Origin of the sequence: Mycolicibacterium arseniciresistens (assembly GCF_030519285.1) — a bacterium.
In the GTDB taxonomy this organism is placed as follows: Bacteria; Actinomycetota; Actinomycetes; order Mycobacteriales; family Mycobacteriaceae; genus Mycobacterium; species Mycobacterium arseniciresistens.
In genome coordinates, this window is sequence record NZ_JAUMSQ010000052.1 from 21,349 (window position 1) to 39,717 (window position 18,369).

General features: G+C 69.7%; 17 protein-coding genes and 1 pseudogene. 6 read left to right on the plus strand and 12 right to left on the minus strand.

The genetic code is table 11. The features are described 5' to 3' along the window. Nucleotides 1-54 precede the first annotated feature (54 nt). The gene (locus Q2100_RS10010; protein ID WP_302913925.1) at nucleotides 55-1,551 is read left to right on the plus strand and encodes a potassium/proton antiporter; all 1,497 of its coding nucleotides are present in this window, start codon (nucleotides 55-57) and stop codon (nucleotides 1,549-1,551) included. Between the two features lie 49 nt (nucleotides 1,552-1,600). Continuing rightward, nucleotides 1,601-2,107, plus strand: a complete 507-nt coding sequence (locus Q2100_RS10015; protein ID WP_302913926.1) for a MarR family winged helix-turn-helix transcriptional regulator — start codon at nucleotides 1,601-1,603, stop codon at nucleotides 2,105-2,107. Between the two features lie 3 nt (nucleotides 2,108-2,110). Here Q2100_RS10015 and Q2100_RS10020 read toward each other — a convergent pair whose 3' ends face one another. Continuing rightward, nucleotides 2,111-3,331 carry a GAF domain-containing sensor histidine kinase gene (locus Q2100_RS10020; protein WP_302913927.1) on the minus strand — a complete coding sequence of 407 codons (1,221 nt, stop codon included), beginning with the start codon at nucleotides 3,329-3,331 and terminating at the stop codon, nucleotides 2,111-2,113. Further along, nucleotides 3,328-3,990: a response regulator gene (locus Q2100_RS10025; protein WP_264011126.1), complete on the minus strand. Its 663-nt coding sequence runs from the start codon at nucleotides 3,988-3,990 to the stop codon at nucleotides 3,328-3,330. Before Q2100_RS10025 ends, Q2100_RS10020 begins: the two co-directional genes overlap by 4 nt. Before the next feature lie 98 nt (nucleotides 3,991-4,088). Here Q2100_RS10025 and Q2100_RS10030 point away from each other — a divergent pair, with 98 nt between their 5' ends. After that, entirely contained in the window at nucleotides 4,089-4,898 is an 810-nt protein-coding gene (locus tag Q2100_RS10030) for an HAD family hydrolase (RefSeq protein ID WP_302913928.1), read from the plus strand. On the opposite strand, the gene mmsB is transcribed toward Q2100_RS10030, so the two are convergent. The 3 genes from mmsB to Q2100_RS10045 are packed head-to-tail and all read right to left on the minus strand — an operon-like array spanning nucleotide 4,887 to nucleotide 8,495. Continuing rightward, complete coding sequence (gene mmsB, locus Q2100_RS10035) at nucleotides 4,887-5,759, minus strand: 3-hydroxyisobutyrate dehydrogenase (RefSeq protein WP_302913929.1); 873 nt, start codon at nucleotides 5,757-5,759, stop codon at nucleotides 4,887-4,889. The two genes, Q2100_RS10030 and mmsB, sit on opposite strands and share 12 nt — an antisense overlap. Before the next feature lie 44 nt (nucleotides 5,760-5,803). Next, nucleotides 5,804-6,967, minus strand: coding sequence for an acyl-CoA dehydrogenase family protein (locus Q2100_RS10040; protein WP_302913930.1), 1,164 nt, complete (start codon nucleotides 6,965-6,967; stop codon nucleotides 5,804-5,806). A 7-nt stretch (nucleotides 6,968-6,974) separates the two neighbouring features. Beyond that, on the minus strand, nucleotides 6,975-8,495 hold the full coding sequence (locus Q2100_RS10045) for a CoA-acylating methylmalonate-semialdehyde dehydrogenase (RefSeq protein ID WP_302913931.1): 1,521 nt from the start codon (nucleotides 8,493-8,495) through the stop codon (nucleotides 6,975-6,977). Between the two features lie 162 nt (nucleotides 8,496-8,657). Between Q2100_RS10045 and Q2100_RS10050 the strand changes: the two genes are divergently transcribed. Beyond that, nucleotides 8,658-9,359, plus strand: a complete 702-nt coding sequence (locus Q2100_RS10050; protein ID WP_302913932.1) for an LpqN/LpqT family lipoprotein — start codon at nucleotides 8,658-8,660, stop codon at nucleotides 9,357-9,359. A gap of 3 nt (nucleotides 9,360-9,362) precedes the next feature. Here the strand turns inward: Q2100_RS10050 and Q2100_RS10055 are convergent, their stop codons facing one another. From Q2100_RS10055 to Q2100_RS10080, 6 genes are read right to left on the minus strand one after another with little or no spacing between them, the layout of a single operon-like run. Continuing rightward, nucleotides 9,363-9,965 carry a dTDP-4-dehydrorhamnose 3,5-epimerase family protein gene (locus Q2100_RS10055; RefSeq protein WP_302913933.1) on the minus strand — a complete coding sequence of 201 codons (603 nt, stop codon included), beginning with the start codon at nucleotides 9,963-9,965 and terminating at the stop codon, nucleotides 9,363-9,365. After that, entirely contained in the window at nucleotides 9,962-10,966 is a 1,005-nt protein-coding gene (gene rfbB / locus Q2100_RS10060; RefSeq protein WP_302913934.1) for a dTDP-glucose 4,6-dehydratase, read from the minus strand. The genes Q2100_RS10055 and rfbB overlap by 4 nt, the downstream gene beginning before the upstream one ends. A 49-nt stretch (nucleotides 10,967-11,015) precedes the next feature. Then, nucleotides 11,016-11,882, minus strand: a complete 867-nt coding sequence (locus tag Q2100_RS10065; RefSeq protein ID WP_264011134.1) for an LLM class F420-dependent oxidoreductase — start codon at nucleotides 11,880-11,882, stop codon at nucleotides 11,016-11,018. Nucleotides 11,883-11,903: 21 nt separating this feature from the next. After that, entirely contained in the window at nucleotides 11,904-12,749 is an 846-nt protein-coding gene (locus Q2100_RS10070) for an LLM class F420-dependent oxidoreductase (protein WP_302913935.1), read from the minus strand. A gap of 58 nt (nucleotides 12,750-12,807) precedes the next feature. Next, nucleotides 12,808-14,313: an ATP-binding protein gene (locus Q2100_RS10075; protein WP_264011136.1), complete on the minus strand. Its 1,506-nt coding sequence runs from the start codon at nucleotides 14,311-14,313 to the stop codon at nucleotides 12,808-12,810. A gap of 12 nt (nucleotides 14,314-14,325) precedes the next feature. Next, nucleotides 14,326-16,026, minus strand: coding sequence for an NAD(P)/FAD-dependent oxidoreductase (locus Q2100_RS10080; RefSeq protein ID WP_264011137.1), 1,701 nt, complete (start codon nucleotides 16,024-16,026; stop codon nucleotides 14,326-14,328). 55 nt (nucleotides 16,027-16,081) lie between these two features. Between Q2100_RS10080 and Q2100_RS10085 the strand changes: the two genes are divergently transcribed. After that, nucleotides 16,082-16,549: an SRPBCC family protein gene (locus tag Q2100_RS10085; RefSeq protein ID WP_302913936.1), complete on the plus strand. Its 468-nt coding sequence runs from the start codon at nucleotides 16,082-16,084 to the stop codon at nucleotides 16,547-16,549. Nucleotides 16,550-16,633: 84 nt separating this feature from the next. Next, complete coding sequence (locus Q2100_RS10090; protein WP_302913937.1) at nucleotides 16,634-17,905, plus strand: alpha/beta hydrolase family protein; 1,272 nt, start codon at nucleotides 16,634-16,636, stop codon at nucleotides 17,903-17,905. Between the two features lie 5 nt (nucleotides 17,906-17,910). Here the strand turns inward: Q2100_RS10090 and Q2100_RS10095 are convergent. Further along, nucleotides 17,911-18,369 (minus strand): annotated as a pseudogene (locus Q2100_RS10095) (flotillin family protein); the annotation flags it as partial.

Sequence of the window (18,369 nt, forward strand, 5' to 3'; positions counted from 1 at the left end):
GGTGACCGACCGGAGAGCGCGGCGCCGCACCGGTACTGAGATACTGGCGGGGACATGACGGTTCAGCAGCTGTACGTGACGCTGCTCGTCGGCGGACTTGTCCTGCTGTTCAGCATCGCGGCGACCAGGCTGGCCACGATCGCCGGCCTGCCGAGCCTGCTGCTGTTCCTCGGGGTGGGCGTGCTCATCGGCGAGGACGGCGTCGGGTTGCAGTTCGACGACGCCCAGCTCGCGCAGGCCCTGGGCACCGCGGCGCTCGGCATCATCCTGGTCGAAGGCGGGCTGACGACGCGGTTCTCCGACATCCGCGACGTCATCGCACCCGCCGGTGTGCTGGCCACCGTCGGCGTCGCGGTCAGCACCGGGATCACCGCCGTCGGCGCGCACCTGCTGCTCGGCCTGGACTGGCAGCTCTCGCTGCTGCTCGGCGCGATCGTGTCGTCCACCGACGCCGCCGCCGTCTTCTCGGTGCTGCGGGTGGTGCCGCTGCCGCGGCGGGTGTCCGGCCTGCTCGAGGCCGAGTCCGGCTTCAACGACGCCCCGGCGATCATCCTGGTGCTGCTGTTCAGCACCACGCCGCTCGACCTGTCGCCCGGTGAGATCGCCTTCACGCTGGTCTACGAGCTCGGGGTGGGTATCGCGATCGGCCTGGTGTGCGGGTTCGTCGGCGCCGCCGGGCTGCGCCGCATCGCACTGCCCGCGTCGGGCCTCTATCCGCTCGCGACGTTCGGGCTGGCGATGCTCGCCTTCGCCGCGGGCGGAACGCTGCACGCCAGCGGGTTCATCGCCGCCTACCTGTCCGCCCTCGTGCTGGCCAACTCCGGGCTGCCGCACCGCTCTGCGATCCGCTCGTTCGCCGAGGGTTCCGGCTGGCTCGCCCAGATCGGGCTGTTCGTGCTGCTCGGTCTGCTGGTGTCGCCGGACGAACTGCCGCGGGATTTGGTGCCCGCCCTCGTCGTCGGCCTCATCCTGCTGCTCCTCGGGCGACCGGTGTCGGTGGTGCTGTCGCTGTTCCACTTCCGCGTGCCATGGCGGGACCAGGTGTTCATCTCCTGGGCGGGGTTGCGCGGTGCGGTCCCGATCGTGCTGGCCACCTACCCGGTGGTGGAGGGCGTCCCCGGCAGCGAGCGGCTGCTCAACATCGTCTTCATCCTCGTGGTGGTGTTCACGCTGCTGCAGGGTCCGGGTCTGCGGACGGTCGCCGGCCGGCTCGGGCTGATCTCGCCGGACGCCACCCGCGAGATCATGGTCGAGTCGGCGCCGCTGGACGTGCTCGAGGCCGAGCTGCTGACCATGACCGTGTCGCCCGGCTCGTCGCTGCGCAACGTCACCGTGCTCGAACTGCGGCTGCCCGACCCGAGCGTCATCACGCTGATCATCCGCGAGGCGCGACCGTTCGTCCCGCAGCCCGAGACCCGCATCCAGATCGGCGACGAACTGCTGATCGTGACCACCTCCAAGACGCGGGAGGCCGCCGAACGCCGGCTGCGCGCGGTGAGCCGACGCGGCCGGCTGGCGCACTGGTTCGGCGAGTACGGGCTCCCCGACTGACCCTGCGCGCTCGGCCGTGAGCCGGCCAGTTCATGCGGTATGAAGAGGCGTGGCCATCCAACCCTCCGACCGCCGCGACCCGATCGGCCTGGCGCGTGCCAACTGGGAGGACGCCGGCTGGGGAGAGGTCGCCGACGGGATGGTGGCGGTGACGTCGGTGATGCGGGCGCACCAGATCCTGCTGGCCCGGGTGGAGACGGCGCTGCGGCCCTACGACCTGAGCTTCTCGCGCTTCGAGTTGCTGCGGCTGCTGGCGTTCAGCCGCAGCGGCGCCCTGCCGATCACCAAGGCGTCGGACCGGCTGCAGGTCCACGTGACCAGCGTGACCCACGCGATCCGGCGGTTGGAGGCGGCCGGCCTGGTCGAGCGCATCCCGCATCCGACCGACGGACGCACCACGCTGGTGCGGATCACCGACCTCGGCCGCTCCACGGTCGAGGACGCCACGGTGACGCTCAACAAGGAGGTGTTCGCCGACATCGGCCTGTCCGGCGAGGAGTCCCGCGCGCTGGCCGCGTCGATCGAGACGCTGCGCCGCCATGCCGGTGACTTCTGACGGTCAGTCGGGTGCGCCCGCCGGCAGCGGGATGGTCGCCGTCACCGCGGTGCCCGCCCCGGGCCGCGACCGGATGTTGAGCCTGCCACCGACGATCTCGGCGCGTTCGGCCATGGACAGCAGGCCGTAGCCGCCCATCTCGTCGCTGCCCAGCGGATGCTCGAAGGTGTCGAAACCGATTCCGTCGTCCACGATCTCGAGCTTGGCGACATCGCGCGCGTCGGCCACGGAGAAGGTCAGCCGCGCGGTGGCGGCCCTGGCGTGTTTGACGACGTTCTGCAGGCACTCCTGCGCGATGCGATACAGCGCCAGCTCGATGTGGTCGGGCAGTCGGACCTCGGCGAGGTCGACCTGGATCTCCACCTGGGGGATCGACCGGGCCAGGCTGGCCAGCCCGCCGGCCAGCCCGAGGTCGTCGAGCACCGGCGGCCGCAGGTTGCCGATGGCGGCGCGGGCCTCGCCGAGAGTCAGGTCGACGAGTTCGCGGGCCATGCCCAGCTGTTCGGCCGCACTCGCCGGATCCGCCGCCCTGGCGGCCGCGTCGAGCCGGTAGGACAGCGTCACCAGCCGCTGGGAGATGCCGTCGTGGATGTCGGCGGCCAGCCGGCGGCGCTCCATCTCCTGCGCCTCGATCACCTGCTCGACGAAGTTCTCGTGCGCGCGTTCGCGGGCCACCAGCTGGCGGTGCAGCCGCGCCTGGTGCAGCGCACCGGCGATCAGCCGCCCGATGACCAGCAGCAGCTCGACGTCGCGGGCGGCGAACTCCCGCCGCGCGACGGTGTGCACGTTCAGCACACCCACCAGACCGCCGGGATCGGTCTCCATCGGCACGGACACCATCGAGGTGAAGTCGCGCCCGCGCAGCGACTCGAACGGCATGTAGCGCGGGTCGGACTCCTTGTCGTCGGCGATGATCACGGGTTCACGGTGGCTGGCCACCCAGCCCGAGATGCCCTGCCCGAGCGGCAGCCGGATCTTGCCGACCTCGCTGTCGAACGGCGGCGTCGCCCCGGCCAGCGTCAGCGACCGTTCGGTGTCGTCGAGCACGTGCACGAAGCACACGTCGGTGGCGGTGGCGGCGGTGATCATCCTGGCGGCCGCCGCGGCCAGCGGTTCGACGCCGGGACCGCTGGAGGCGGCCTGGATCAGCTCGCGCAGCAAGGCCAGCTCCCGGTCGGCGGCCAGGGCGTACTGACCGAGGTCGCGCACCGCGTGCGGCCTCACCGGTAGATGCCCTCGCGCAGCGCGGTGGCCACCGCGCCGGTGCGGTCACTGACGCCGAGCTTGCGGTAGATCGACCGCAGGTGGCTCTTCACGGTCTCGTCGCCGATCACCAGCTTGCCGGCGATGCCGCGGTTGGACAGGCCGTTGACGACGTAGGACAGGATCTCGCTCTCCCGCTGGGTGAGGCCCTGCCGGGCGCCGGGCCAGAACTCGTCGCGCTGCAGGCGGGCCGCGGTGTCGACCGCCCGCGCGGCCATCGTCGGGTCGATCGCCGTCTCGCCGCCGTGCACGAACTCCAGCTGGCGCACCAGTTCGTCGCTGCCGATGCTCTTGAGCAGGTATCCCGATGCGCCCACCCGCAGCGCCTGGAACAGGTACTGCTCGTCGTCGTAGACCGACAGCATCACCACCTTCTGAGCGGGGTCGCGCTCGCGAAGCTGCAGGCAGAGGTCCAGGCCGCTGGCGCCCTGCATGCGGACGTCACACAGCACGATGTCCGGTTTGAGGTCGTCGATCACACCGACCGCGCGCTCGGCGCCGACTGCCTGCCCGACCACGGTCACCCGGTCGTCGAACGCGGCGAGCATGGCCTTGAGGCCTTCGATGACCATCTCGTGGTCGTCGACCAGCACGAGGCGCACCGGGGAGGCCATGGCCATCACCTTAGGGCCGCCGCCGCGCGTGGTAGCGCAACTTCGCGCCGCCAATCCCCCCAATGGGGGAGGCGCGGGCCTGTGACGTAGACCACTGTTGTCGCATGCCCTCCACCGAGCAGAGAACATGGCGCGCCGGTCGATTCTGGTGGGACGGCGGCCACGCCGCCGACGCCGAAGACTCCCGGCTGCAGGCACTGGTCTTCGACCTCGACGCACTCGCCGACGTCGAGTTCGAGGTGCACCGCAAGGTGTTCAACGCCGCCTTCGCCGCCCACGGGATGCCGTTCAGCTGGAGCGTCAGCCGGTACCGGCAGCTGCTGGCCCTGAGCGACGAGCGGCAGCGCGTCACCGCCGAACTGCGCAAGCGCTGCGTCGGCACCGAGTGCGACGTGCTGACCGAACTGCTCGCCGACGAGATCTGCGCCACCAAGGCGATGATGTTCGACGAGATGATCGCCGAGGCCGACCTGGCGCCCAGGCCGGGGCTGGTCGACCTGGTGCAGGACGCCTATGCCGCCGGCGTGCCGGTCGCGGTGGTGTCCAGCGGACGGCGCAGCCTGGTGGAGCCGCTGGTGCGCCAACTGGTCGGAGAGGGCCTGGTCGAGGTGCTGGTCACCGCCGATGACGTCAGCACGCCTGCGCACTGCGGCGAGGTGCACCAGCATGCGCTCGCAGAACTCGGACTGCCCGCGCGCAGCGTCCTGGCGATCGCCGGGTCGCCCGCCGGGCTGCGACAGGCGAACAGCGTCGGGATGGCGACCGTGCTGATCGACGGCGCCGGTGGCTGCGACATCCCGGCCGCCGCCGCGGTGCGCGCCGACTACATCGGCGCGGGCACCGGTGCGCTGCGGATCGCGGACTGTCAGCGCCTGCACGCGCGCTGGAGCAGCCGGCGGCGGTCAGCCGCGTAGCTTCTCGATCACCGCGCTGAAGTCCTTGTCGGCGTGTTCGGTCGCGAACTCCGCGTAGATCTCGGCGGCGTGGGTACCGAGGGGTGCGGCCGAGCCGGTGGACTGCACCGCCGCCATGGCCAGCCCGAGGTCCTTGTTCATCAGCGCGGTGGCGAAGCCCGGCTTGAAGTCGTTGTTGGCCGGTGAAGCCGGAACCGGCCCCGGCACCGGGCAATTGGTGTGCACGGCCCAGCAGTTGCCGGTCGCACCGGTGATCACGTCGAACAGCGACTGCGCGGGCAGTCCGAGCTTCTCCGCGAGCACGAACGCCTCGCCGATCGCGATCTGCTGCACGGCCAGCACCATGTTGTTGCACAGTTTCGCGGCCTGGCCGGCGCCGGACGCCCCGCAGTGGATGATCTTGCCCGCCATGGGGTCCAGCACCGGGCGGGCCCGCTCGACGGCCGCATCGTCGCCGCCCACCATGAACGCGAGGGTGCCCGCGGTCGCGCCCTTGATGCCGCCGGACACCGGCGCGTCGATCTGGGCGAACCCGAGGTCGGCCGCCTGACCGTTGATGGCCCGTGCGTCGTCGACCGAGATCGTGGAGGTGTCGATGAACAGCGTGTCCGGCTTGGCCGCGGGCAGCACCTCCGCGTAGCAGGCCTTCACGATGTCGCCATTGGGCAGCGAGGTGATCACCACGTCGGCCTCGGCGACGGCGGCTGCGCCGCTGTCGAACACCTTGGCGCCCTTCGCCTCTGCGGCCGCCTTGGAAGCGGCGACCGGGTCGAAGCCGCGGACGTCGTGACCGGCGGCGAGCAGATTCGCCGCCATCGGGCCGCCCATGTTGCCCAGTCCCAGGAACGCGATCGTCGCCATTGTCTGATTCCCCTGTCGCTTCGCTCTGATGTCAGGTTCTCCGGTCACGACGCGCGGGCCCGGCCTGCCGCGGCCCGCCCGATCACCACGCGCATGATCTCGTTGGTGCCCTCCAGGATCCGGTGCACCCGCAGGTCGCGGACGATCTTCTCCAACCCGTACTCCCGCAGGTAGCCGTATCCGCCGTGCAACTGCAGGGCCTGGTCGGCCACCTCGAAGCACGCGTCGGTGACGTAACGCTTCGCCATCGCGCACAACTCGACCCGGTCGGGATGGTCGTCGTCGAGTGCCGTCGCGGCCCGCCACAGCAGGGTCCGCGAGGTCTGCAGCGCAGTCGCCATGTCGGCCAGCGTGAATCGGATGGTCGGCTCGTCGAGCAGCGCCCCGCCGAAGGCCTGCCGGTCGGCCAGGTACCCGGCCGCCTTGTCGTAGGCCGACTGCGCGCCGCCCAGCGAGCAGGCCGCGATGTTGATGCGGCCACCGTTGAGGCCCTTCATCGCGATGCCGAAGCCCGCGCCCTCGCCCTCGGCGCCTCCGAGCAGCGCGTCGGCGGGCAGCCGGACACCCTCGAGGATCACCTGTGCGGTGGGCTGGGCGTTCCAACCCATCTTCAGCTCCTCGGCGCCGAAGCTCAGCCCCGGGGTGTCCCTGGGCACCACGAACGCCGAGATGCCGCGCGGACCTTCGGATCCGGTGCGTGCCATCACCACGTAGACGTCGGAACTGCCCGCCCCGGAGATGAACTGCTTGACCCCGTCGAGCACCCAGCCGTCGCCGTCGCGCACGGCCTTGGTGCGCAACGCGCTCGCATCGGAACCCGCCCCCGGTTCGGTCAGGCAGTAGCTGGCGATGGCCTCCATCGAGGCCAGCCGCGGCACCCAGGACTTGCGCTGTTCCTCGGTGCCGAACGTGTCGACCATCCACGCGCACATGTTGTGGATCGACAGGAACGCCGCGACCGTCGGGTCGGCGGTGGCGAGTGCCTCGAAGATGCGCACGGCGTCGATGCGGCGCAACCCGCTGCCACCGACGTCGTCGCGGCAGTAGATCGCCGCCATGCCGAGTTCGGCGGCTTCCCGCAACACGTCGGTGGGGAAGTGGTGGGTCTCGTCCCACTCCAGAGCGTGTGGCGCCAGGCGCTTCTCGGCGAACGCGGCCGCCGTCTCGGCGATCACGCGTTCGTCGTCGTCGAGGCCGAACAGGTCCATGGATCCGCTATTTCATCGTGGGGATGACGAACTCGGCGCCATCCTTGATGCCCGACGGCCAGCGCTGGGTGACGGTCTTGACCTTGGTGTAGAACTGGATCGACGCCGGGCCGTGCTGGTTCAGGTCGCCGAAGCCGGAGCGCTTCCAGCCGCCGAAGGTGTGGTACGCCACCGGAACCGGGATCGGCACATTGACACCGACCATGCCGACCTGCACCTTGGCCACGAAGTCGCGGGCGGTGTCGCCGTCGCGGGTGAAGATCGCCACCCCGTTGCCGTATTCGTGTTCCGACGGAAGAGCCAATGCCTCTTCGTAATTCGAGGCGCGCACGATGCACAGCACCGGGCCGAAGATCTCGTCGGTGTAGATCGACATGTCCGAAGTGACGTGGTCGAACAGGGTGGGGCCGATGAAGTAGCCGCCCTGCAGGTTCTGGTCGTCGAAGGTGAGGTCGTCACTGGCGCGCTCGCGGCCGTCGATGACCGCTTCGGCGCCGGCGTCGACGCCCTGGCCGATGTAGTCACGCACCCGCTCGAGCGCCGCGCCGGTGACCAGTGGACCGTAGTCGGCTTTGGGGTCCAGGCTGTGCCCGACCCGCAACTGGTTGACGCGCTCGACGAGCTTGTTCCGGAGGCGGTCCGCGGTTTCCTTACCGACGGGCACCGCGACGCTGATCGCCATGCACCGCTCGCCGGCACTGCCGTATCCGGCGCCGATCAGCGCGTCGACGGCCTGGTCGAGATCCGCATCGGGCATCACGATCATGTGGTTCTTGGCGCCGCCGAAGCATTGCGCGCGTTTGCCGTTGGCCGCGGCGGTGGAGTAGATGTACTGCGCGATGTCGGAGCTGCCGACGAAGCCGACGGCCTGAACCTGCGGGTGGTGCAGGATCGCGTCGACGGCTTCCTTGTCGCCCTGGACCACCTGGAACACCCCCGGCGGCAGACCCGCCTCGAGGAACAGTTCGGCCAGTCGCAACGGCACCGACGGGTCACGCTCGGAGGGCTTGAGGATGAACGCGTTGCCGCACGCCAGTGCGGGGCCGGCCTTCCACAGCGGGATCATCGCCGGGAAGTTGAACGGCGTGATGCCAGCGACGACCCCGAGCGGCTGACGCAGCGAGTACACGTCGATGCCGGTGCCCGCGCCCTCGGTGTACTCACCCTTGAGCAGGTGCGGGATGCCGATCGCGAACTCGATGACCTCGATGCCGCGCTGGATGTCGCCCTTGGAGTCGGCCACCGTCTTGCCGTGCTCGATCGACAGCAGTTCGGCCAACTCGTCGACGTTCTGGTTCACCAGTTCGACGAAGCGCATCATCACCCGCGCGCGGCGCTGGGGGTTGAACGCCGCCCACTGCAGCTGCGCCTCCGCGGCGCCGGCTACCGCGGTGTCCACGTCGGCGGCCGAGGCGAGCAGCACCTGGGCCTGCGCCTCACCGGTGCTGGGATTGAGCACGTCCGCGGTGCGCGTCGACTGGCCGTTGGTGCGCCGGCCGTTGATGAAGTGTGGAATCTGTGTGCTCATGGAATGCCCCTACGCCGACGATGCCGATTACTTGGATATCCTAGTAAATCGACCGGGCGCGATGCAAGAGCCCTGCGCCGCAGGCTTCCAATCGATCTCCAAACGCCGTCAATAGCGTCGCCGTGGGCCCCCGGAGCGGGGCCACCAGCGAAGGGAGATGGGATGACCACCGACATGTCAACGAGGACTGCGGCGCTCGTCGCGGCCGCCGTGCTGCTCTGTGCGGGGGCCACCGCGTGTGGCTCCGAGGACAAGACGAACACCGCCACCACCTCGGCGAGCACGTCGGCGTCCGCCTCGGCGGCCGCGTCGAGCAGCGCCGCACCCAGCAGTGCGCCTCAGGGGCAGGGCGTCACGGTGGCCGACTACCTGCGGGACAACGGCATCAGCCAGACCTTGGTGAAACGCGGCGAACCCGGCACACCGCAGCTCAACCTGCCGATCCCGCCGGGCTGGCGCGACCTCGGCGCGGACGCGCCCGAGGATGCCTGGGGGGCCATCGTCCTGGACGGGCCCGCCGCGACAGACCCGCCTGCCGTCATCGCGCGGATGGCCCGGCTGTCCGGGGGCGAGCCCGACGCCGCCGAGATCCTGAAGCTGGCACCGAATGCGTTGCGGAACCAGCCCGGTTACCAGGGTTCGGAAGGCCAGCCGGCCGAGCTCGGCGGCTTCCAGGCGGCGGCGGTCGCCGGCACGGTCCAGAAGGACGGCGCGGCGATGTTCGTCGCCCGCAAGACCGTGGTCATCCCCGGGCAGGACGGGATGTACCTGCTGGCACTCGACGCCCAGGGCACCGAGGATCAGCAGGCGGCGATCACGGACGCGATGTCGGTGATCGACGCGGAGACCACCATCGAGCCCTGACCGTCAACGCCTGCGTAGCTCCTCGACGAACGCCTCGGTGTCCGCCCAGGCCGGCAGCAGCCCGGCGGCCTCGACCTCGGCGAGCGGCGGCGCCGCCGCGTCGCGATCCGACAGCACCAGCTCGCCGTCGTAGCCCCAGTCGATGCCGAGCTCGGGGTCGCGCGGATCGATGGTGTGCTCACGGTCGGGGGCGTAGGCCGTCGAACACAGGTACATCACCGTCGATCCGTCGCGCAGCGACAGGAAGGCGTGGCCGAGGCCCTCCGACAGGTACACCGACCGGCGGTCGCGGTCATCGAGCAGCACGGAGTCCCACTGACCGAATGTCGGTGAGCCGACCCGGATGTCGACGACGACGTCGAGCACCGCGCCGTGCAGACAGGTGACGTACTTGGCCTGGCTCGGCGGCAGCTCGGAGAAGTGCACACCGCGCACCACGCCGGCTGCCGACACCGAGCAGTTGGCCTGGGCGAGGTCGAACCCGTGTCCGGCGAACCCCCGGAAGCCGCGGTCGGTGAACCACTCGAAGAACACCCCGCGACTGTCCGTGTGCACGGTCGGGGTGATCTCCCAGGCGCCCGGCACCGTCAGCTCGCGGACGGTCACTGGCCGCGCTCCTCGTACCGGGCCTCGACGGCGTCTTTGAGCGGCCGCCACCAGGCTTCGTTGTCGCGGTACCACTCGACAGTGGCGCGCAGGCCCTCGGTGAAGTCGGTGTGCTTCGGGGCCCATCCCAGCTCGTCGTAGAGCGCGGAGGGGTCGATCGCGTAGCGGAGGTCGTGGCCGGCCCGGTCGGTGACGTGGTCGAAGTCGTCGGGATCGCGACCCATGATCGCCAGCAGTGTGCGCAGCACCGACAGGTTGTCGCGCTCACCCTCGGCGCCGATCAGATAGGTGCGGCCGATCTCGCCGCGTTCGAGGATGCGCCACACCGCGCTGTTGTGGTCGTCGACATGGATCCAGTCGCGGACGTTGGCGCCGCTGCCGTAGAGCTTGGGGCGCCGCCCGGTGAGGATGTTGGTGATCTGGCGCGGGATGAACTTCTCGACGTGCTGGTACGGCCCGTAGTTGTTGGAGCAGTTGGAGATCGTCGCGCGGATCCCGTACGACCGCACCCAGGCCCGCACCAGCATGTCGGCGGCCGCCTTGGTCGACGAGTACGGGCTCGACGGGTTGTAGGGGGTCGCCTCGGTGAATCGTCGCGGCTGATCCAGCGGCAGGTCGCCGTACACCTCGTCGGTGGAGACGTGGTGCAGCCGGACTTCCCGGTGCGCTTGGTGGCGGCGCACCGCCTCGAGCACGGTGTAGGTGCCGATGACGTTGGTGTGCAGGAACGGCTCGGGATCGGCGAGTGCGTTGTCGACATGGGTCTCGGCCGCGAAGTGCACGACGGTGTCGGCGCCGGCGACGAGCCGGTCCATCAGGGCGCCGTCGGTGATGTCGCCCTCGACGAGATCTATCGCGCCCTGCACCGGGGTGAGCGACTCACGGCTGCCGGCATAGGTGAACGCGTCGAGCACGGTGACCGACGCGGCCTTCTCGCCGACCGCGCGGTGGACGAAATTCGCGCCGATGAACCCGGCACCGCCGGTGACCAGCAGTCGCATGGGCTCGACCCTATCGGGCGCCGCGGCGCACGCTCACCACGCGCGCGGGTCAGCCCTTGAGGCCGAGGGGGCCTGCGAGCTCGGTCAGCGTCGGGATGAGCGCGTCCTTGCCGCCGAGCACCTGGATCGTCACATGGTCGGCGCCCGCATCGAGATGCTGGTTCAGGCGGGCGGCGATCTCCTCCGCCGTGCCGTACGCGACCACCGCGTCGATCAGCTTGTCGCTGCCCGGTTTGGTGACGTCGTCGTCGGTGAAGCCGAGCCGCTTCCAGTTGTTGACGTAGTTGCGCAGGTCGAGATAGAACTCGACAGTCTGACGGCCGACGTCGCGAGCCTCGTCGGCATCGGTCTCCAGCACCACCTTGTGCTCGGGTGCGAGGAAGACCGTCGGGCCGATCAGATTACGGGCCTGGCCGGTGTGCTCGGGCGTCGTCAGATACGGATGCGCTCCCGCGCTGCGCCGCGCCGACAACTCGAGCACCTTCGGGCCGAGCGCGGCGATCACCCGGCGGCTCGTCGGCACCTTGGCCGCGTCGAGCTTGTCGAGGTACTCGACCAGCACGTCGTAGGGCTTGCGGTACTCATCGGTGTGCTCGGGATGGCCGATGCCGACGCCGAGCAGGAACCGGTTCGGGTACGCGTCCTCGATGCGGTGATAGGACTCCGCGACCTCCTCGGCGGACGACGCCCAGACGTTGACGATGCCCGTCGCGACCTGCAGCGTCTCGGTCTGCTCGAGGATCGGCTCGACGAACGACAGGTCGGCCGCGGGTGATGCGCCCACCCACAGCGCCCCATAGCCGAGCTTCTCGATCTCCGCGGCCTGTTCGGGTGCCGGCGCCCCGCCGGTCCAGACGCCGTAGCGGCCCAGTCCGGGCTTGAGCGACACGCCCTCGCTGGTCGAAGCCTCACTCATACGATTCGAGTCCCTTCAGGTTCACTGCAGGCCGAGCGGCCCGGCCAGGTCGGCCAGTGCGGGCACCAGCTTGTCAGGTCCGGTCAGCACCTGCACCGGCACGTGGTCGGCGCCGGCGTCGATGTGCTGCGCGAGTCGCGCGGCGATCTCCACAGGTGTTCCGTAGGCGACGACGGCGTCCACCAGACGGTCACTACCCGGTTTTGCCAGATCCTGATCATCGAACCCGAGACGCCGCCAGTTGTTCAGGTAATTCTGCAGGTCGAGGTAGATCTCGAGGGCTTTGCGGCCGACGGCGCGGGCGCGTTCCGGATCGGTGGTCAGCACCGCCTTGTGCTCGGGCGCGAGGAATGCGTCGGCGCCGATCACCTCGCGGGCCGTGGCGGTGTGCTCGGGGGTGGTCAGATACGGGTGGGCACCCGCCGACCGGTGCGCCGACAGTTCGAGCACCTTCGGGCCGAGCGCGGCGACCACCCGGCGGTTTTTCGGGACGCCGTATTCGTCGAGCTTGTCGAGGTAGTCGTTCAGCGCGACCAGCGGCTTCTTGTACTCCGAGTCGGCTTCGGGGTGGCCGACGCCGATGCCGAGCAGGAACCGGCCCGGGTAGGCGGCCTCGATGCGGTGGAACGACTCGCTGACCGGGCCGGGCTCGGCGCTCCACACGTTGACGATGGCGGTGGCGAGCTGCAGCTTCTCGGTGGCGCCGAGGATGGGGTCGATCCACTCGAGGGCGGCAGGCGGGGAACCGCCCGCCCAGATGGCGCCGTAGCCGAGCGCCTCGATCTCCCGCAGCTGCGCGGGAGACAGCTGTGCGAACTGGGTGTAGAGCCCCATGACGCCGTAACGGCCCATGTCAGGTTTGGTCATGGTGGCGACAACCTCCGGCCGGTCGAGAGCTATTCCGTTCCGCTCAGGTCGAGCGAAATCATTCGGTGCCGGCGGCGGACAGTTCACCGGGCGTCGGCGTCACCGGCGGCGGCGCCACCAGCGGCAGGCACACGATGAACCGGGTGTCGCCGGGGCGGGACTGCACCGAGAGGTTCCCTGCGTGCTTCTCCACCACGATGCGCCACGCCAGGTCCAGGCCGAGCCCGGTGCCCTCGCCGAACGGTTTCGTGGTGAAGAACGGGGTGAAGATGCGGTCGACGATGTCCTCGGGGATGCCGGGGCCGTCGTCGCAGATCTCGACCCGGATCATCTGCTCGCTCTCGCGGCTGGTCCGGATGGTCAGGGTGCCGTGCCCGTCCATCGCCTGGATCGCGTTGTCGATGATGTTGGTCCACACCTGGTTCAGATCGCCCGGGTAGCACTGCAATTCGGGCAGCGTCTTGTCCATCTCCTTGACGATGGTGATGGGCCTGCCCTTGCCCTGATGGCCGATCTTCTCGCCGAACATCATGATCGTGCTGCGGAGCAACTCGTGCACGTCGGCGCTCTGGTACGAGCCGCGGTCCATCTGCGAGTACTGCTTGGCCCCGGCGAGCAGCGCCGAGATGCGCTTGCTGGCCTCGGCGATCTCGTTCATGCGCAGTTCGTTGTCGATGGTGTACTTCAGCCACCCGACCGCGGCCTGCAGCGACGCGGTGGCGTCGACCTCGTCCACCGAGGTGAGCACCTTCTCCAGCCAGTCGGTGTCGAGACCGGCCTCGACGAAGGTCGGCGCGTAGTCCCAGGCGCCGACGATGTCGTGGCTCTCGAGCCAGTCACCGATCGCGTCCTCCCGGTCGGACGCCTCGAGCGCCGACAGTTCGACGCCCCGGTTCTTGGCCACCTGCTCGGCGACGTCGTCCTGGATCCGGACCAGCACGCGCAGTGCCTCGGGGGAGAACTTGCCGTCGGCGAGCATCGAGAGCTTGTGCCGCATCTTGCCGACCGTCTCCCGCAGGTCGGAGACGGCCCGCGCCGTGGCGGCCGCCGGATTGTTGAGCTGATGCGTCAGGCCCGCGGTGATGGTGCCCAGCGCCAGCAGCTTCTCGCGCTGCCCGATGATCTGGCTCTGCCGCCTGCCACCGACGAGGTGCCCCTCGAGCAGGTGCACCGCCATCGGGAACTGCGTCTGCATGAACTTGGCGAAGTCGTTCGAGTCCAGCACGAAGCAGCGCGACGGCTTGGTCAGCCGCACCGAGGCCTGGTAGCTCTGCTCCTCGCCGGGGATGTAGGCCGACCACGCGCCGAAGTACACGCCGCGCTGCGAGGTCCGGTTGGTCTGGATGTCGACTCCGCCCGAGCGCTTCGACATGATCAGCTCGCCGTCGATCATCACGTAGAAGCAGGTGGCGGGTTCACCCTCGGTGCTTATCGGCCCGGCGGGAAAGGTCTCGATGTGGCCGGCCTCGCAGAGGATGTCCAGCTGCGCGTCGGAGAGGTCCTCGAAGAGGAACAGCGTGCGGAGTTCCTCGCGCACGCACTCCTCACCGTTCTGCGAGCCCATGGGACGTCCTTCCTAGGCTTCCGCCAGGTACCGGTGCACCAGCATCACAGCCATCGAACCCTCGCCGACGGCCGCCGCCACGCGCTTGGCGGATTCGGAACGCACGTCTCCTGCAACGAACACCCCGGGGACACTTGTTTCCAGGTGGTGGGGCGGACGCTCGAGCATCCATCCGCTGACCTTGGTCACATCTGGTCCCGACAGGATGAAACCGTGATCGTCGCGGGCTATTCCCGCTTCCTCCAGCCAGTCGGTGCGCGGCGTTGCGCCGATGAAGCAGCACATCCGGTCGCAGGACACCGTCTCGGTCTCGCCGGACTGCCTGTCGATCAGGACGAGACCCGACAGGTGGCCGTCCTCGGCCAGGGTGTCCTTGACCTCGGTGCAGGTCCGGACCCGGATGTTCTCCTTCTTGAGGATCCGGTCGACGAGGTACTGCGACATGCCCGCCTCCAGCGACGGACCCCGGATCAGCATCGTGACCGTCTTGGCGGTCTCGGACATGTACATCGCGGCCTGACCGGCCGAGTTGGCGCCGCCCACGATGTAGACGTCCTCACCTTGGCACTCGCTGTTGTCGGACACCGAGGCCCCGTAGTAGACGCCGCGGCCGATGTAGTTGCAGTCCGGGTCGTCGGGATCGTCCCAGCAGCCGTTGATCTGCAGCTGGCGGTACTCGACGCCGGTGGCGAGGATGACGGCGCGGGCGCCGATGGTGCTGTCCGGCAGGCGGATCGAATGGGCGGCGCCGATGCCGTTGACCTCGAGCCTGCCCGCCTCCTGGGTGGTGATGACCTCGGCGCCGAAGCGCTCGGCCTGCCTGCGCGCCGTCGTGGTGAGGTTGGCGCCCGAGACGCCGTTCTCGAAGCCGAGGTAGTTCTCGATCTTGGAGCTGCGGCCCGCCTGCCCGCCCGTCGACGACCTCTCGATCAGCACCGTCCGCAGGCCCTCGGACGCGCCGTACACCGCGGCCGCCAGGCCGGCCGGACCGCCGCCGATCACCGCGAGGTCGTACATGTCCAGCTGCGGGCTGGTCGACAGGCCGAGCAGGGTGGCCAGTTCGGCGTCGGTCGGCTCGACGAGCGTCTCACCCTTCTCGGTGATCACGACCGGCAGCCGGCTGCCGTCGACGCCGGCGGCGTCGAGCAGCTGCCTGCCCTTGTCGTCCTCGGCGTTGACGGCGCGGAACGAGTACTCGTTGCGGGCCAGGAACTGCCGCACCTGCCAGGACCGCTCGTTGTACCGGTGCCCGATGACCTTGGTGTACGGCATCGCCCGGTCGCCGACGGCGCGCCACTCCTCGAGCAGGCCGTCGAGCACGGGGTACAGCTTCTCCTCCGGCGGGTCCCACGGCTTGAGCAGGTAGTGGTCCAGGTCGACGACGTTGATCGCGTCGATCGCGGCGTGGGTGTCGGCGTAGGCCGTCAGCAGCACCCGGCGGGCGAGCGGGAAGAACTCCATCGCCTTCTCGAGGAACTCGATGCCGCTCATCTGCGGCATCCGGTAGTCCGCGACGAGCACCGCGACGGTGTCGCCGCGCAGTTTGAGTTCCTTGAGGGTGGCGAGGGCGTCGGCGCCCGATTCGGCCCGCAGGATGCGGTACCGCTCGCCGTAGTGGCGGCGCAGGTCGCGCGCGACCGCGCGGGACACCGCCGGGTCGTCGTCGACCGTGAGGATCGCAGGTTTTCGGGTCTGGTGATCAGGACGCGTCATCACCGGTAATTATGCGCCGGTCGTCCAGTGGGTATCGGGTCGTACGCTCACGAGCGTGACCGATCTCGAATTCTCTGATGCGATCCACGTCGCGCTTCCGCCCGAGCAGGTCTACGCGCTGGTCTCCGACATCACCCGGATGGGGGAGTGGAGTCCGGTGTGCAAGGCGTGCTGGTGGGAGGACGGCGGCGGGCCGGAGGTGGGGGCGTGGTTCTTCGGCCGCAACATCACTCCGGAGCGGACCTGGGAGACGCGCAGCCAGGTGGTGGCCGCCGATCCTGGACGCGAATTCGCCTGGGAGGTGAATGACGGCTGGGTGCGCTGGGGCTTCACGATGGCCGCCGCAGACAATCCGGCGGGCACGCTGCTGACCGAGTCGTGGTCGTTCCTGCCCAAGGGCATCGCCGGCTTCCACGAGCGGTTCGGCGAGGCGGCGGAGGCCGAGATCGCCAAACGCAGCGAGGCGGCGAAGAGTGGTTTTCCCGCGACGCTGGCCGCGATCAAGCAGACCGCCGAGGATTGAGGATCGAGAGCCACGTCATGGTCCGCCGCGCTTGTGAGCAAGGCCTCCCGGATACTTCGGGGCTGCGTGGCTACCTTCTAACGCATGGGATCACGCAACGACGATGAGGCCGGACGGGAGTCGGGCCGCTCTGTCGTGGAGCGACTGACCGGATCGGGGCCGCTGCGCACCGTGTTGGCGCCGCTGACCCGCACGGGCGGCTACTACGCGAAGTCCTGGCGCGACTATCTCGGTGACGGGCCGGACCAGATGCCGATCGCACGTCCGACCGTCGCGCTCGCCGCTGAGGCGTTCCGCGACGAGGTGGTCCTGCTGGGACTGCGGGCGCGCAGGCCCGTCAGTGGTGCGCGCGGATTCGAGCGCATCAACGGCGAAGTCGAGGACGCACTCGAGTTCTACGGTGAGCGTGGGCTGCTCGACGCGCCGCAGCGGTACTTTGCTGCACCCGAGCCGCTGACCGACGTCGAGGTCCGCCCGGTGCGGCGGCGCAACCGCTCCTATTCGCGGTTGCGTTGGCAGAGTGCATATCGTCCGCTGCCCGGCGAGCCCGGCGGCGATCGCTGGCTTGGTTATCGGGCGATGTCGCGCGGTTACGGGTTGATGCTGCGGCACCCTGAACCGCGGCCGTGGCTGATGTGCGTCCATGGAACCGAGATGGGCCGTGCCGCAATCGATCTGGCGTTGTTCCGGGCCTGGTACCTGCATGAGACGCTCGGCCTCAACGTCATGTTGCCGGTGCTTCCGATGCACGGTCCCCGGGCGGCGGGGCTGCCGAAAGGCGCGGTGTTCCCGGGCGAGGATGTGCTCGACGACGTCCACGCGACCGCCCACGCCGTTCACGACGTCCGCAGCCTGCTGTCGTGGATCCGGCGGGAACAGCCGGACGCGCCGATCGGTGTGTATGGAATGTCGTTGGGCGGCTTCATTTCCGCGCTGGTCGCCAGCCTCGACGACGACCTCCTGTGCGCAGTCCTCGGCGTGCCCGTCGCGGACCTCGTCGAACTGCTGGGCCGCCACTCGGGACTGCGCCGCGACGATCCCCGCCGCCGGACCATCGAACTCGCCACCCCGCTCGGCCGGATGATCTCGCCGCTGGCGATGGAACCGCGGGTGCCGATGAGAGGCCGGTTCATCTACGCCGGCCTCGCCGATCAGGTCGTCCACCCGAGAAAGCAGGTCGGTCGCCTGTGGGAGCACTGGGGACGCCCGGACATCGAGTGGTATCGGGGCGGGCACGCCGGGTTCTTCCGGTCCCGGCCGGTGCAGCGCTTCGTCACCGACGCGCTCACGCAGTCCGGCCTGGTATCAGCCCTCCCGCCGGGCGCTGCGGAACCGTCCGGCGCGCTGACCGGCTGAGCAGGTCAGGACGCCGGCGGCGCGACCGGATGCGAGTTCGGCTGCGCCGGTTGGCCGTCGGAGCCGGCCATGTCCGTCGACCCGGCGCGGTTCAGCATCGCGGCCACGTCGATCCCCGACGACTTGAGCGACTCGACGATCTTCGCGACGGCCAGCGGGCTGACGCCGAGCAGCCCACCCACCGCGTCCTGGGTGTCCGACGAACCGCCGATGATCGACAACCGGTCGACCGAGGCCAGTGGCAGAGCTGCGGCCTCGGTCGCCTTGACGACCGACGCGAGCACGTCGGGCAGCATCAGCAGCCGGGCGGCGTCGGCGCTGTAGTTGTTCAGTACGGCGGCGATCTCCTTCTTACCGGTCGCCTCGGCCACCAGCTTGGCCTCGATGCCCGCCGCCTCGGCGAGTTGCTCGACCCGCAGCGCGTCGGCCGCCGCCTTGCGGGCGTCGGCCTCGGCCTGCCCGGC

Coding starts and splice junctions, on each gene's coding strand:
- Q2100_RS10080 (WP_264011137.1), bottom strand. CDS start 16,026: ATGACGCGTCCTGATCACCAGACCCGAAAACCTGCGATCCTCACGGTC.
- Q2100_RS10050 (WP_302913932.1), top strand. CDS start 8,658: ATGACCACCGACATGTCAACGAGGACTGCGGCGCTCGTCGCGGCCGCC.
- Q2100_RS10025 (WP_264011126.1), bottom strand. CDS start 3,990: ATGGCCATGGCCTCCCCGGTGCGCCTCGTGCTGGTCGACGACCACGAG.
- Q2100_RS10070 (WP_302913935.1), bottom strand. CDS start 12,749: ATGACCAAACCTGACATGGGCCGTTACGGCGTCATGGGGCTCTACACC.
- Q2100_RS10045 (WP_302913931.1), bottom strand. CDS start 8,495: ATGAGCACACAGATTCCACACTTCATCAACGGCCGGCGCACCAACGGC.
- Q2100_RS10075 (WP_264011136.1), bottom strand. CDS start 14,313: ATGGGCTCGCAGAACGGTGAGGAGTGCGTGCGCGAGGAACTCCGCACG.
- mmsB (WP_302913929.1), bottom strand. CDS start 5,759: ATGGCGACGATCGCGTTCCTGGGACTGGGCAACATGGGCGGCCCGATG.
- Q2100_RS10010 (WP_302913925.1), top strand. CDS start 55: ATGACGGTTCAGCAGCTGTACGTGACGCTGCTCGTCGGCGGACTTGTC.
- Q2100_RS10090 (WP_302913937.1), top strand. CDS start 16,634: ATGGGATCACGCAACGACGATGAGGCCGGACGGGAGTCGGGCCGCTCT.
- Q2100_RS10030 (WP_302913928.1), top strand. CDS start 4,089: ATGCCCTCCACCGAGCAGAGAACATGGCGCGCCGGTCGATTCTGGTGG.
- Q2100_RS10065 (WP_264011134.1), bottom strand. CDS start 11,882: ATGAGTGAGGCTTCGACCAGCGAGGGCGTGTCGCTCAAGCCCGGACTG.
- Q2100_RS10040 (WP_302913930.1), bottom strand. CDS start 6,967: ATGGACCTGTTCGGCCTCGACGACGACGAACGCGTGATCGCCGAGACG.
- rfbB (WP_302913934.1), bottom strand. CDS start 10,966: ATGCGACTGCTGGTCACCGGCGGTGCCGGGTTCATCGGCGCGAATTTC.